The following is a 13,928-nucleotide window of genomic DNA, read 5'->3' on the forward strand; positions in this document are numbered from 1 at the left end:
CCCGCGCCATGCGGCGCGGCAAATACCTTGCGCCCGGGCATAAAAAAACGGCGACGCCAGGGAGGAGGAGAGGCGCCGCCGTTTCTTGTCAACAAGGCACCTCAGGGAGGAGGAGGAGGGGCCTTGATCCGGTGTCGGGCCCGAGGCCCGGAATTCTGTGCGGCAGCACCAGGGAGGAGGAGAGGTGCCGCCGCTTAGTCACAAGACACCTCAGGGAGGAGGAGGAGGAGCCTTGATCTGGTGTGGACCCGAAGGTCCGAATTTTTGCGGCGATAACAGGGAGGAGGAGGTTATCGCCGCTATGAACAGAAAGCCGAGGGAGGAGAGGCTTTCTGAAGCAATCTCAGTTTTCGTAGGCCGCCTGATAGGCCATCCGGCGGATCATCGAGCGGTGCAAACCAAGATCCTTAAGGTCTGCGTTGCTCAGGTTGTTCAGTTCGCGGAACGTCTGGTGGTACAGACGCGCCTTGCGGAAACGCTCGCCCAAACCGGCAAACATCGCAACCAGACGGTCTGCGGCGCCGTGTTTGGCAGAGCTGTATTCGCTGGCCATTGCCATGGGAGTTACCTCTATCGTTTCGGGAACGCTGTTCGCTGCGTTTCAGTGATGACAGTGATATAGGCTCATGCTGCAACTGCACAATACACACATCTGCAATGCTGCTATGCAGCGAGCGAAAAGGGGAAGCTGCGTCAACTTCAGACTGCCCCAATTTTGTGCAATGCATTGAAAACCCATGCAGAAAGGGTATTTCAAACGGGGAATCCCGTCTCAATCGGGGCCATGACGGCATCTGCAAACAGGAGAAAGATATGACAATCACGCAAGGTCAGGTGCTAGACGCACTGGCACGGGTCGGCTTGCCCGATGGAACAAATCTTGTCTCGCAAGACATGGTGCGGGCGCTGTCGATCGGGGGCGGGCAGGTGCGTTTCGTGATCGAAGCCCCGAATCCCGACACCGCGCGCCGGATGGAACCCGTGCGTCAGGCGGCGGAAAAGGTCGTGTCAGAATTGCCCGGCGTCCAGTCCGTGTCGGTGGTGCTCACGGCCCATGGCGGCGCGCCCGGCGCACCCAAGGCCCCGCCCAGCCTGAAGGTCGGCGGGCACCCGAAACCCCAGCAGGGGCCGCTCAAACCCTCGGGCGTCAAAAGCATTATCGCTATAGGTTCGGGCAAGGGGGGGGTCGGCAAATCCACGGTTTCCAGCAACCTTGCGGTGGCGCTGGCCCGTAAGGGGCGGCGCGTGGGCCTGCTGGATGCCGATATCTACGGCCCCAGCCAGCCGCGCATGATGGGCATCAACAAACGCCCCGCCTCGCCGGATGGCAAGACCATCATCCCCCTGACCGCCCACGGCGTCACGCTGATGTCGATCGGTTTCATGCTGGAAGAGGACAAGGCCGTGGTCTGGCGCGGGCCGATGCTGATGGGGGCGCTGCAACAGATGCTGGGGCAGGTGGAATGGGGCGAACTGGATGTGTTGCTGGTGGACCTGCCGCCGGGCACAGGCGATGTGCAGTTGACGCTGGGCCAAAAGGCCGAGTTGAGCGGCGCCATCGTGGTTTCGACCCCGCAGGACGTGGCGCTGCTGGATGCACGCAAGGCGCTTGATATGTTCAAGACGTTGAAAACCCCCGTTCTGGGGTTGATCGAGAACATGTCCTTCTATGTCTGCCCCGAATGCGGGCACGAAGCGCATCTCTTTGGGCATGGGGGCGTCGCGGCCGAGGCGAAAAAGATCGACGTGCCTTTGTTGGGCGCGCTGCCCATCGACCTTGATACCCGTCTGGCCGGGGACGGGGGCACCCCGATTGCCGCCGGAGACGGACCGATGGCCGAAGCCTATGCCCGCATTGCCGAAGGGTTGATCCGGGGCGGTATCGCCTGAATCTGAAAACGCCCCGCAGGCCATTTGCGGGGCGTGATCTCTTCGGGGACCGCGGGGTCAGGCGATCACGGTCCCGATCAGGGTTTCCGGCCGCACATTGGTGAAGTTCGGGATATCCCCGACAACCGGTCCCGCATTGGCCATGGCGGCGTCAAAGGCCTCTTTGTCAGAGAACACGATGGTGGCAACAGCGTGATAGCCCGCAGGCTTGCCCGGGCCGCCTGCAACGCCTCGCACCGCCTGCGCCGAGCGCATATGCGGGCCGAAATGCTCCTGAACCAGGGCCATATGCACGTTCGCGTAATAATCGAAATCAAAGGTGCTGCCTTCGGACACGGGATAGAGTACCTGCATCGACATGGACATGGGCACGGCTCCTTATTCTGTGTGGGTGGAATGATCTTCAGGGCCAGCATAACGGCGCATACGGGCACGCGAAACGGCTAATTCGGATGCAAGGCGTGCGGACAGGTCAGGCCGGCGCTTCGTTTTTCAGGAAATCGTGCAACTCGCCATAGAGCACCTTGCGTTCATCTTCGGACAGGAAGCTGCCGATTTCCACGGTGCGCCCGTTTCCGGCCAGGGTGATGTAATGGGGCACGGGGCCGCCGATGACATGCATCTCGGCGCGGGCCCAGTAGATATTGCAGTCCCACGATTGCGTATGTCCGCGCGCAGGCCGGTGGGTCAGGATCAGGGTGTCATCCTCAAGCCGTAATTCTTCAAGGATATCGCCGTCCTGATAGGATCGTTCCAACCCGTACCACAGGGCGCCCACCGTGATCAGGATAAAGGGCAGAATGCCCCACAGCACCACCGACCCCAGCAAACCGTAAAGCGGGATCGTGCCCAGCGTGAACGCCATGAGGATCATCGCGGCAAAGCCTCGGCGCGGCAACGAGCGAAACGGCCATAGGGTCAGAACAACCTTGGTGTCAGGGGCATGTGGGGTCCAGCGGTAAGGCATGTGCGTTTCCGGTTGGTTCGGCGGGTTGGGGCAGAGGCCCGTTCACCCCGGTCAATTTGGAGCAAGCAGGCGACAAGGCAAAGAAAAAGGGCCCCGGTGGCAATGCCCGGGGCCCTTTGCGGTTCAGATCAGGTCGGGCCGCTTAGTGGGCGTGACCTTTGTCCCAGTCTTCCTGCTTGGGCAGGATTTCAAAGGTATGCTCTGGCGGCGGGCTGGGCAGAGTCCATTCCAGCGTATCCGCGTATTCGTTCCAGTAGTTGTTCTCGGTCACACGTGCGCCGCGGAACAGCGAGTAGAACACGATACCGAAGAACAGGATGAACGATGCAAAGGACAGCATGGCGCCCCACGAGCTGATCTTGTTCCAGTAGGCGAAGGCTTCCGGATAGTCGATGTAACGACGCGGCATGCCCTGACGACCCAGGAAGTGCTGCGGGAAGAAGGTCAGGTTCACACCGATGAAGAACATCCAGAAGTGAATCTTCGCCGCAAACTCGGGGTATTGACGCCCGGTCATCTTGCCAAAGTAGAAGTATATCCCGGCAAAGATGGTAAAGGCGGCACCCATCGACATCGTGTAGTGGAAGTGAGCAACCACGTAGTAGGTGTCATGATAGGCACGGTCGACACCCGCCTGCGACAGGACGATCCCGGTCACACCACCGATGGTGAACAGCAGCAGGAAGCCCAGACCGAACAGCATCGGTGCCTTGAACTCGACCGAGCCGCCCCACATGGTGGCGATCCACGAGAAGATCTTCACGCCCGTCGGGACCGCGATGACCATCGTCGCCAGCATGAAGTAGGACTGCTGGGTCAGCGACATGCCAACGGTATACATGTGGTGCGCCCACACGACAAAGCCCAGAGCACCAATCGCGATAATCGCCCAGACCATCGGCAGGTAGCCAAAGACCGGTTTGCGGGCGAAGGTGGCGAACACGTGGCTGACCAGGCCAAAGCCGGGCAGGATCACGATATACACTTCAGGGTGGCCAAAGAACCACAGGATGTGCTGGTACAGGATCGGGTCACCGCCACCGGCAGGATCAAAAAAGGTCGTGCCAAAGTTACGGTCGGTCAACAGCATGGTGATGGCGCCAGCCAGAACCGGCAGCGACAGCAGGATCAGCCAGGCCGTGACGAAGATCGACCACGAGAACAGCGGCACCTTGAACAGGGTCATACCGGGGGCACGCATGTTCAGGAAAGTGGTGATCATGTTGATCGCGCCGAGGATCGACGAGGCACCCGAAACGTGGACCGCGAAGATCGCGAGGTCCATCGAGAAACCACCCTCGGTGGTTGACAGCGGCGGGTACAGAACCCAGCCCACGCCCGAACCCAGCTGGTCATTGCCGCCGGGCGACAACATCGATGCCACACCCAGCGAGACGCCGGCGACATACATCCAGAAGGACAGGTTGTTCATGCGCGGGAACGCCATATCCGGCGCGCCGATCTGCAAGGGCATGAAATAGTTGCCGAAACCGCCGAAAAGGGCCGGGATCACGACGAAGAACATCATCAGAACACCGTGATAGGTGATCATGACGTTCCAGAGGTGGCCGTTGGGGGTACATTCCGCGCTGGATGCGATGAAACGTGCGCCCTCGAGACACATGTATTGCACGCCGGGCTCCATAAGCTCCAGGCGCATGTATACGGTAAAGAGGACCGCGATCAGACCGACCACTGCCGAGACGATCAGGTACAGCAGACCGATGTCCTTGTGGTTGGTTGACATGAACCAGCGCGTGAAGAAACCGCGCTCGTCTTCATGGTCGTGGCCTTGAATGGCTGCGTCTGCCATGTCTTGCCTCCTGTTGGTGCGTTAAAAGGCGCGTGAGATTCCCCCCATGCGCCCCGGTTCATCGTCTTTTTTAGATGTGATGGGCCGCAGCCGCAATCATAGGTTTTGATCTGGATCAATAAAAAGTGTCGCACCCCGTTTGATTTGGTTCAAATTCGGGTGTGCTGCGGGGCCTGAATGCGCCTTGTGAGCGGCCCCTGTCGGAAAGATCCCGAATCGCGTGGAGTCTGGTCACGAAAAAGCCCCCGCACCATCGGGTGCGGGGGCCGTATCCCCAAAAGGGAAACCGTAAACGGCTTATTCGGTGGCAGGCGCTTCTTCTTCCGCAGCCGGGGCCGGAGCGACCGATGCCAGATAGGCCGCGACGTCTTCGCCACCTTTCTTCAACTTGAACGACATCTTCGACTTGGTCGCATAGCCATTGTCACCCAGCCAGGCTTTGGGGTCTGCAACATAGGCTGCCAGCGATTCCTCGGTCCAGACAAAGCCGGCTTCGGCCGCTTCTTTCAGGCCTGCGCCGTATTTGAAGCCGTCAACCGAGCCTGCAACGCGTCCGATGACGCCATAGAGGTTCGGGCCGGTTTTGCCGCCTTTGTAGATCGTTTCACCTTCCGGCGATTCGACCATGTGGCAGGCCTTGCATTTCTTGAAGTTATTTTCGCCTTTGTCGGCATCACCGGCGGCGAAAGCGGGGGCAGTCAGGGCCAGGGTTGCGGCGGCTACTGCAAAAATGGTTTTCATGAGTATTGCCTCTTTTCGGTTTGCTAGCGCGTTGGCGCACAATCAGACATGTAGCCCAAGAGTGCAACGGTCAAATCCGCGCGGGCGGCGGGGTTCCGCGCGCTGTGCCGGTCAGCCGCTTTCCAGTGGAAGAGGGGAAATGTCGTCGATTTGTTGGGTAACTCTTCAAATAGCGTAAAAATTGTTGAAAAATATGCATTGGATCGGTAATTTTGCGAAAATGGACACCATTGACCGGAAAATTTGCAGCCTGATCCAGAAAAACGGGCGGGCCTCCAGCGCGGAAATTGCGGAATTTGTGGGCGTTCCGCTCTCGACCGCCAATGATCGCGTGCGCCGCTTGGTCGCAAATGGCGTGGTGTCTGGATGGCAGGCGCATCTGTCGCCCGACGCGGTCGACGCGGGGTTGTGCTGTTTTGTGCTGATCGACATGGCCTATGACGGCGAGGCCGCTGCCTGTGCCGCGCTGGTTGACTGTGACGAGGTGATGGAGCTGCATCATATCAGCGGGGCGCATTCCTACTTGATGAAACTTCGTCTGAGGGACACGCGGGAATTGCAGCGGTTCATGGCCGAAAAGGTCAAACCCCTTGCCGCGGTGCAAAAGACCGAGACCCTCTTCTCGATGGAGGCACTCAAGGAAAGCGCGGCCCTGCGTATCCTTCTGGCGCCGGAATAGGGCACAGATCCATGGCATTTGACGTACTGGCAAGAGGGATCGGCATGGGCTTTGCGATTGCGGCCCCAGTTGGCCCGATCGGTCTGTTGTGTATCCGGCGCACACTGGCAGACGGGCGCGCGGCCGGTCTGGCCACAGGGTTGGGCGCGGCCACGGCAGACGGGCTTTACGGGCTTCTGGTCGCGGTCGGCTTTGCTGCGTCGGGCCTGTTGCTCAGCTATGCCACGCCGCTGGCTATCGGGGGCGGGCTGTTGCTGATGTGGCTCGGCGCAATGTCTGTGCGCGGCTTTCTCAAGGCGCGGGGCAGCACAGAGGCGCTGCACGCAGCCCCGACCCATCGTACGCTTTTGAAAAGCTGGGCGACGACCTTTGTCCTGACTATGGCCAACCCGATGACCATCCTGACATTCGTCGGCATGATCGCGGGGCTGGGCGCGGCGGCGGCGTCCGCGCCAGCGGCCCCCTATTGGCTGGTGCTGGGCGTGTTTCTGGGATCAGCCCTTTGGTGGCTGTTCCTCGTGCAACTGGCCCTGACAATCCGCAGCCGCATGACGCCCGCACTGACACGATGGTTTGATCTTGCCTCGGGGCTGGTGATCTTCGTGTGGGGCACAGGAATTGCACTGGGGGCTTTGGGGGGATGGTGAGGAATGTCCACTGTGCGGACGAAGTGTGAATTCGCTGCGTCGGTACCAATGTCGGCTTTCAGCGCCTGACGCAGCAACGTTGCAATTGGATAGCAACCTAACTGGGTTGTGGATTCACGCAGGCATGAGCGACGCGAGGATGCTATTTGCGTCCTGTCACGACCTTCACCGCGTCAGGGTAGACAAGTCTATCTCCCACAACATATGCGTCGAGCTTTTCCGCGACCTCTTGGATCAAGGCATTTTGCGCATATTCTTCGAGTGCGAGAAACGCACCTGCAATAGGCATAGACGCCAGATGCATTGGTACAAATTCGGGCGCAAGCGGAACATCGATCATCAGCTCTTGCCGCTGAACGGCCACATCCGAAAACCCTTGATCCGCGACCTGCTGTCTTAATTCTTCCGCCGGTGGCGTCTGCCTTTGAGCTCTCTGCTTTTCTGCAATCTCGGGGGAGATGTGGTGGGCAACAGCAGAGCAGAGGGCGTCAGTGTAAGCACTATGCCCATCCCAGATTGAGAAGGCCAACCGCCCGCCTGGAACCAGGAGCCGCAAGAACTCACTCAGAGCTTTGGGCTTTTCCGGAAAGTAATGGTAGCCATGCTGCGAAAGAATGACATCGTAAGATCCTGAAGGCAGTCCGCTGCCGCATACATCACTCTCAATCCATTGAATATCGAGATCACCGGCTAAATCTTTTGCCTTGGCGAGCATTGGCGCGTTGATGTCCAGACCATCGACCTGCCCGCTTGCTCCAACCTTTGACTTTGCCAGTCGGGTCGTCACACCTGTTCCGCAAGCAACATCCAAGACGCGTTCCGAAGAACCTAGTGAAGCCTGTTCAACAAGCGCCTCAGCCCACCGGCCAAACCAAAGGGGCACCATGACTTCTTCGTAAATTTTGGGTCCGTTACCTGCCAATTGAAATGTCATGGAAAAACCCTTTGTCGCTTTTTGCGTTAACGACAGCGTATGCGCGTACCCTATCTAAGGTCAAACCACCTTTAATTGTGTGGTGTTCAGGCTTGCCCTTTAATCCGGACATTCATGCGCCGTGCAGCATTTGTAGAAGTGGGCTCCGAGCCGCCCTTCGCGGCGTCTGCAAACATCGCATTGCTTCCGGGCACCAAAACAAAACGCAGGATCTATCCCCCGAACACATCCTCAAAGGTCTTCCTCAACGCTACGTCCACGTCCGTCATCGTGACCGGCAAGCCTAGGTCCACCAGTGACGTGACCCCGTGCTCGGTGATACCGCAGGGCACGATCCCGCCGAAATGGTCCAGATCGGGTTCCACGTTGATGGAGATGCCGTGAAAGCTGACCCATTTGCGCAGGCGGATGCCGATGGCGGCGATCTTGTCCTCGGCCTTGGCGCCGGTTGCGGTCAGGGGCTTGTCGTCCCGCACGATCCAGACGCCCACACGCCCTTCTCGGATTTCGCCGCGCAGGTTGAACTCGGCCAGGGTTTCAATCACCCAGGATTCCAGCTGATGCACGAATTTCCGGACGTCATGGCCGCGCTGTCCGACATTCAGCATGACATAGGCCACGCGCTGTCCCGGCCCGTGATAGGTATACTGCCCGCCACGCTTGGAGGGGTAGACGGGAAACCGGTCGGGGTCGGTCAGATCCTCGGCGCGCGCGCTGGTGCCGGCGGTGTAAAGCGGGGGATGTTCGACCAGCCAGATGCATTCATCGGCCTCGCCGCGCGCGATGGCCTCGGCGCGGGCCTCCATGAAAGTCACCGCCTCGTCATAGTCGAGCAACCCGTCATGGGTGATCCATTCCACCATTTTCCAGCCTCCGCTCTGCGCTTGGCCAAGCTCTGTCGCTGCCTGCCGCAGAAGTCAATGGGCGGTGTCGGGTCGGGACAGCGCGGGTGGGCGCGTTTTCGACATGTACGAACCGGAGAATCCCACCCCGAAGATTTGTACAAAACGGCCAATCCGATGCGATTTCCCGCTTGGCATCCCCGTGACGACTCGCTATAGACCCCTTCACCAAGTCAAGGCGTGCGGCCGTGGCGGAATTGGTAGACGCGCAGCGTTGAGGTCGCTGTGGGGTAACTCCCGTGGAAGTTCGAGTCTTCTCGGCCGCACCAGACTATTCTTCGAACATCTTGTTTGAAACTTGTAATTGGGAAGGCTCTTAAACCTTGCCTCCGAAAACCATCCCGCGCGTTCTGTATCTTTTCAGTCGGGCTATGAATTTGACCGATAAGAGAACGCTTCGCCCATCACCAAGTCCGGTCGCGGCTGCCCTGCATGGTATCGGTTGAACGACGAAAATTGGGGACGGTTAAAGCCCGCAAGCCACTTCCTGCGATTGTGACCATGACCTGTATCCGACGCTTCCCATCGGGAAGGGATCGGTTTTCTTCGCCTCATGATTGAGCTTCCTAAGACACTGGATTGGATGCCGAGTGCCCTTTACTGCTGTTGTGCGGGTTGAGGTAACGCCGGAACAAAAACACCTAAATTCATAGTATTGAGAATGTTTCTCGAGCGGCTTTAAAGGAGAAACCCGAGGGGTGAGGTGTCGCGAGAGGGGGCAGGGTCGTGCGCGGCCATATGGGTTTGCAGATGAATGCATGAGCCTGACCCGAAATATCTGTATATTCAAAGTCGAACGCGCCATTTTAAAGGACTTTGCCAAAATGCACCCGGGTGCCTCAATCATTGAGAAAAAAACCTATGGATCTGAATTATGAATGGGAAGAAACCGGCATCGTCTCGAAGACTGTATGAGGTGATCGAAGGTAGGCACGGTCGCTTTCTTGTAAATCCCAAGGACGCTTACATTGGGCGCAGTATGATCGAGTTCGGTGAGTATTCGCAACAAGAGCTCGATCTGCTTTGCCGGATTGCACCGCGTGGTGGTTTCGTCGCTGAAATTGGGGCCAACATCGGTGTGCACACGGTGCCGTTGGCCAAACATGTCGGGCCGTCGGGTTTTGTTCACGCGGTGGAGCCGCAACCGCTTGTCTTTCAAATGCTTTGCGGAAATCTGGCTCTGAACGGCTTGACGAATGTCGATGCGCGCAACCTTGGATGCGGTGCCAAACCCGGCGAGGTACGGTTCCCTGATATCGATTATTCGGTACCAGGAAATTACGGTGGTATCGGGTTGGACCAGTTCAAAGAGACCGACGGGCGCCGAAGCGTCCAAATCCAACCGTTCGACACTTTTGGGTGTACACGGCTTGACTTGCTGAAGATCGACGTCGAAGGCATGGAAACCGATGTTCTGCGTGGGGCGGAAAATACGATCAGGGCGTGCAGGCCCGTGCTGTATGTGGAAAACGACAGGCCGGAGAACAGCAGCGTTCTGATCAGGTACATCCAGAGGCAGAACTACCGAATTTGGTGGCATCTTCCTCCCATGTTCAATCCTGACAACTGGAAGGGGCATTCGGATAATCCCTGGTCGGGACTCGTCAGTTGCAACATGCTTTGCATACCCCGGGAACGTCCTACGATGATCAAGGGTTTGGCCGAGGTTACGGATCCTGACCAACACCCGATCAGGAAATGATCGCGACCCAGCCGTCGGGGCCGAAACAAGACGGAACGTGACGCCAAACCAAATTGTATGAATGCTGCGCGGGATATTGCCGCGTCAGGACCTGCCTTTCGGGAATCATCGGTATCACTTTGTGAGACCCAAAGTCCTTGCAATTTCCGGGTCCGCCATTAGCGTCAAGAATGATTTGGAAACCAGAAGGTTACAGACAGTGCAGATAAACATCTCGGTCGAAGACCCGACATCAGATGACGGTCGTGGAAGTGTCTCGGTTGGCTGGTTTTTCTTGGAAGGGACCAATGCCAAGGTCATCTATGACAGCCCGAAACGGGTCCGGACATCAGACCGCAGCGCGCCACACGCGAAATCTGCATCGCGCTGTCCGGCGGTGCTGAACTTCGAATCCCGTCTTTTCGAGATTAAATGCCCTGTCGATGTTGCCGTCTCGTTTGTTCGCGGTGAGGATGGACAGGCCGAATTGCATGCGGCAGGTGGTCCACAAAGCAGTATTCGCCGCAATCGGCTTGCCCAACTTGTTCATCTGTCCGACGAGGCCGAGTGGCGCCACCCCGACCGCCCCGTTCTGCAATTGGCGCTTCCCTATGTCTTCGTAGCGGATGCGCCGGTGGTCATCAATCAACTGGCGCCGTTTCTGCATTATCGTGCAGAGGCGCTGCCGGGGACAATGTTTGCAGGCCGGTTCCCGATCCACGTCTGGCCGCGCCCGATTATGTGGTCATTCGAATGGCATGACACGGACAAACCCCTGGTGATCAAACGTGGCGAGCCCTTGTTTTATGTTCAGTTCGAAACGATCCCGCAAGAGCGCCCGGTCCAATTGGTCGAAGCAGAACTGACGCCGGAGCTACAGGCATATCTCGACCTGATCTCGGGCACTGTAGACTATGTCAGTCAGACATTTTCCCTGATGCAGGCCGCCGCCGACCAGCGTCCCGCTCAGTTGGTATCCCCAAAGCGGCGTAAATAGCGCGGAGTGTGAGAGCCGGTTACAGCTGTTTCAGGTCTCGGGAAAAGCCAAGGGGCCAGCCAAATGCCGCGCCCGACGTTTCAGGGCCAGTCATGCACCGTAGGATTTTTCTTCGATCAGATCAGACCCCACGCGCAGATTTATTTGCTTCTTGAGTGCGGCGCGGCGATCGTTGAGCCTGTACACTGATCGGGCAAGGGCAACAAATCCGTCGTCAAACACACCGTCGGCCTCGTGTACACGAAGCCGATCTTCTACCTCCCAAAGCGTTGCATTGATGTCATCGAGCGCGCCCAAGAGTTCTGGAATGGGCGGTATATCCGGTGCCACGGCATTCAGTGCGTCAAACTCGGTCTGGGCGTTGGCGCGTTGCTCAGGACTTGGCAGGCGCGCAAGTTTCAGCCGCAGGATGCTTAACCGGTCGACAAAGTCACCAACGGAAACTGGTATGATCACACGCATTTGGCCTTGTCCTCTGCTTTGTCGGTCAAACCCTGACGAACTTCTGAAAACACGCCGGTCCAGTCATACGGATATTCTTGCCGGAACAGTCGCATACTATCGTACCAAGGCGTTGTTTCGCCTTCCAAACCATAGAGCCAGAACGGTTCCCAGTGCAGCAGGGTCCATACCTCTTTGCGCAACGCGCCGGCGATATGGGCCGTCACGGTGCAGACCGTCACGACGATATCCATCTCGGCGATCATTGCGGCGCAATCCGCCAGGTCACGATCGCCGCTTGCCACATCGAGAATGAATGCCGCAGAGCCATCGGCGTAGAAGTCAGACAACGCCGGACCCTTGTAGAGTGAGAACAGCTGCAGACCCGGGATGTCCGCAAGATCGCGGAACAGGCGGTGTGGAACCGACCGCATCGTGTTGCGGTCATAGCCCGCAGAACCCGTCCAGGCGACACCGACTTTCAGCTTGTCGCGATGCGCCTGTGTCAGGCTTATGGCACGCTTCCGGCTGTCGTCGGGCACGGACAGACGCGTTGGTTGCGGTACCGACTGGCGGAAGTGGAAGTAATCAACCGGAATGTCCATGCCGCTGGTCCAATAGGCGTATTCCGTGCCCCGTACCGGATCGGTGACCACGGCATCCACTCCGGGAACCCCTTGCAAAAGCCGATGAACGGGGGCGCGCGTCATCAGGTGAACGGTCGCGCCACGCTCCTTCAGATACGGCAGGAAACGCGCGAAATTGACGACATCCCCCATCCCCTGTTCCGGCAGTACCAGAATTGTTTTGCCGTCGATCGGCTGTCCGGTCCAGCGCGGCAGATCAGTGTTGGGCAGATCAACCAGCTTGGCCTCGCGGCGGGCAAGATAGTGGCGGAAGCCTTCTGCATAGTTGCCAAGACTGAGTTGATGCAGGGCGTATTCAAGCCGCAACTCGGGCGTCGGGTTTGCCTTTGCCAGCTGTTTCCGCAGCACGTTGGCAGCCTCTTCCAGACGTCCCGCATTGCGCAGGCTGCGCGCCAAAAAGGCAACATGGCGCGGCTCTTCCGGCTGATCCTCGACGATCCGAAAGCGCAACGTTGCCGCCTCGTCATGACGGCCCATATCATCAAGGATATTGGCAAGGCTCACCCGTACGCTCAGCCTGTCTGGCGCCCGTTCATGGGCAAGAAACAGCACCTCCAGCGCATCCTCCAGACGCTTTTCGGCGCGCAACAGCACACCTAAATTGGACAGCAGGTCAACATCCTGCGGCCAGCGCGCCAATGCCCGCCCGTATAGCGCCAGCGCCTTTTCGTGATCGCCCGCCTTGTGACAGGCGACCGCTTGCGTTTTCAGTTCGTCAGAATTGGATGCCATCAGGCGCCTTCAGACTTCGGACAGACATGCACCCGATTATGGACTGAAACCGCCACCTGTGGCAATCGGACAGCACAGTCTGCCGATTCAACCCTTGGTGGAAAGCAAAAAATTCTTCTGAGTTTGGGGATTTGCCTGTATCCTGAATGCATATTTCGAACATTCATTTAGCTACCCCGGGGGGAAGACATGCCGGTAATTAACGGGAACGGTTCAAACAACAACCTTCCGGGCACTGCGCTTGACGACACGATCTCTGGATTTGGCGGCGAGGATACGCTGTCGGGCCTTGGCGGCAACGATCTGCTCTACGGCGGCAATGACAGTGACCAGCTTTTTGGCGGCGACAATAGCGATACGCTGCAAGGCGGTTCGGGTAAGGACCTTGTCGATGGCGGCAGCGGTGACGACACCATTCTGCAGGTGAATGATGGCGCGGAAAACACAATTACAGGTGGGGCGGGGGATGACACGCTTGACCTAAGCGCATCCACGGCGTCCTGGCTGGTCAACCTGGACCTGAACGTCTTTTCCTCTGGCGGCACGAGCCTGAATGTCAGTTCGGTTGAAACCTTGGTCGGTTCAGATTTCGATGATGTCATCACGACCAATGGCGATGTCAGGGTCGTTCGCGCCGAAGACGGTGCCGATACCCTCATCAGCACCGGCACATCAGGAGACAGCATCAGCCTCTACGGCGGCAACGGGGATGACACGCTTGTGGCCTCGGGCACAACCAGCCAGGACCTGCTGTTCGGCGGGGGCGGGAGCAACACGTTCCTGTTCAACGACGCGTCGGGCACTTTTGTGAACACGTTCTTGTTCGGCACCGGCACCAGTGACACCGTGCTGTTCGA

Annotated in this window: 15 protein-coding genes and 1 tRNA gene; 7 read left to right on the forward strand and 9 right to left on the reverse strand. The window is 58.4% G+C overall.

Annotation, left to right across the window (positions count from 1 at the left end; genetic code table 11):
• Window positions 1-343 precede the first annotated feature (343 nt).
• Entirely contained in the window at window positions 344-559 is a 216-nt protein-coding gene (locus WNE31_RS18135) for a DUF1127 domain-containing protein (protein WP_349981358.1), read from the reverse strand.
• A gap of 254 nt (window positions 560-813) precedes the next feature.
• Here WNE31_RS18135 and WNE31_RS18140 point away from each other — a divergent pair, with 254 nt between their 5' ends.
• Entirely contained in the window at window positions 814-1,890 is a 1,077-nt protein-coding gene (locus WNE31_RS18140) for an Mrp/NBP35 family ATP-binding protein (RefSeq protein WP_349981359.1), read from the forward strand.
• 57 nt (window positions 1,891-1,947) lie between these two features.
• On the opposite strand, the gene WNE31_RS18145 is transcribed toward WNE31_RS18140, so the two are convergent.
• The 4 genes from WNE31_RS18145 to WNE31_RS18160 all read right to left on the reverse strand — a co-directional run bounded on the left by WNE31_RS18145 (window position 1,948) and on the right by WNE31_RS18160 (window position 5,411).
• The gene (locus WNE31_RS18145; protein WP_349981360.1) at window positions 1,948-2,256 is read right to left on the reverse strand and encodes an EthD family reductase; all 309 of its coding nucleotides are present in this window, start codon (window positions 2,254-2,256) and stop codon (window positions 1,948-1,950) included.
• Window positions 2,257-2,362: 106 nt separating this feature from the next.
• Complete coding sequence (locus WNE31_RS18150; RefSeq protein ID WP_349981361.1) at window positions 2,363-2,857, reverse strand: DUF2244 domain-containing protein; 495 nt, start codon at window positions 2,855-2,857, stop codon at window positions 2,363-2,365.
• A gap of 142 nt (window positions 2,858-2,999) precedes the next feature.
• The gene (locus tag WNE31_RS18155) at window positions 3,000-4,670 is read right to left on the reverse strand and encodes a cytochrome c oxidase subunit I (protein WP_349981362.1); all 1,671 of its coding nucleotides are present in this window, start codon (window positions 4,668-4,670) and stop codon (window positions 3,000-3,002) included.
• Window positions 4,671-4,967: 297 nt separating this feature from the next.
• Window positions 4,968-5,411, reverse strand: coding sequence for a c-type cytochrome (locus WNE31_RS18160; RefSeq protein ID WP_349981363.1), 444 nt, complete (start codon window positions 5,409-5,411; stop codon window positions 4,968-4,970).
• A 220-nt stretch (window positions 5,412-5,631) separates the two neighbouring features.
• Between WNE31_RS18160 and WNE31_RS18165 the strand changes: the two genes are divergently transcribed.
• Both WNE31_RS18165 and WNE31_RS18170 read left to right on the forward strand, forming a co-directional pair.
• Window positions 5,632-6,090, forward strand: a complete 459-nt coding sequence (locus WNE31_RS18165; protein ID WP_349981364.1) for an Lrp/AsnC family transcriptional regulator — start codon at window positions 5,632-5,634, stop codon at window positions 6,088-6,090.
• Window positions 6,091-6,101: 11 nt separating this feature from the next.
• The gene (locus WNE31_RS18170; RefSeq protein ID WP_349981365.1) at window positions 6,102-6,737 is read left to right on the forward strand and encodes a LysE family transporter; all 636 of its coding nucleotides are present in this window, start codon (window positions 6,102-6,104) and stop codon (window positions 6,735-6,737) included.
• Window positions 6,738-6,879: 142 nt separating this feature from the next.
• On the opposite strand, the gene WNE31_RS18175 is transcribed toward WNE31_RS18170, so the two are convergent.
• Together WNE31_RS18175 and lipB are read right to left on the reverse strand one after the other, a co-directional pair.
• Window positions 6,880-7,671, reverse strand: a complete 792-nt coding sequence (locus WNE31_RS18175) for a class I SAM-dependent methyltransferase (RefSeq protein WP_349981366.1) — start codon at window positions 7,669-7,671, stop codon at window positions 6,880-6,882.
• Window positions 7,672-7,883: 212 nt separating this feature from the next.
• On the reverse strand, window positions 7,884-8,585 hold the full coding sequence (gene lipB / locus WNE31_RS18180) for a lipoyl(octanoyl) transferase LipB (protein WP_463407444.1): 702 nt from the start codon (window positions 8,583-8,585) through the stop codon (window positions 7,884-7,886).
• A 170-nt stretch (window positions 8,586-8,755) separates the two neighbouring features.
• Here lipB and WNE31_RS18185 point away from each other — a divergent pair.
• The 3 genes from WNE31_RS18185 to WNE31_RS18195 all read left to right on the forward strand — a co-directional run bounded on the left by WNE31_RS18185 (window position 8,756) and on the right by WNE31_RS18195 (window position 11,251).
• Window positions 8,756-8,842, forward strand: a tRNA-Leu gene (locus tag WNE31_RS18185).
• A 710-nt stretch (window positions 8,843-9,552) separates the two neighbouring features.
• Window positions 9,553-10,275 (forward strand): FkbM family methyltransferase, encoded by a 723-nt coding sequence (locus WNE31_RS18190; RefSeq protein ID WP_349981368.1) that lies wholly within the window; start codon window positions 9,553-9,555, stop codon window positions 10,273-10,275.
• A 61-nt stretch (window positions 10,276-10,336) separates the two neighbouring features.
• Window positions 10,337-11,251, forward strand: a complete 915-nt coding sequence (locus tag WNE31_RS18195; protein WP_349981369.1) for a hypothetical protein — start codon at window positions 10,337-10,339, stop codon at window positions 11,249-11,251.
• A 90-nt stretch (window positions 11,252-11,341) separates the two neighbouring features.
• Here WNE31_RS18195 and WNE31_RS18200 read toward each other — a convergent pair whose 3' ends face one another.
• Window positions 11,342-11,713, reverse strand: coding sequence for a DUF6165 family protein (locus tag WNE31_RS18200; protein ID WP_349981370.1), 372 nt, complete (start codon window positions 11,711-11,713; stop codon window positions 11,342-11,344).
• Window positions 11,704-13,071, reverse strand: coding sequence for a tetratricopeptide repeat-containing glycosyltransferase family protein (locus WNE31_RS18205; protein WP_349981371.1), 1,368 nt, complete (start codon window positions 13,069-13,071; stop codon window positions 11,704-11,706). The genes WNE31_RS18200 and WNE31_RS18205 overlap by 10 nt, the downstream gene beginning before the upstream one ends.
• Before the next feature lie 189 nt (window positions 13,072-13,260).
• Between WNE31_RS18205 and WNE31_RS18210 the strand changes: the two genes are divergently transcribed.
• Window positions 13,261-13,928 (forward strand): calcium-binding protein (locus tag WNE31_RS18210; RefSeq protein WP_349981372.1); only part of this gene is annotated, 668 nt, incomplete at its 3' end.

The sequence above is a fragment of the Shimia fortis genome (assembly GCF_040225985.1).
In the GTDB taxonomy this organism is placed as follows: domain Bacteria; phylum Pseudomonadota; class Alphaproteobacteria; order Rhodobacterales; family Rhodobacteraceae; genus Shimia.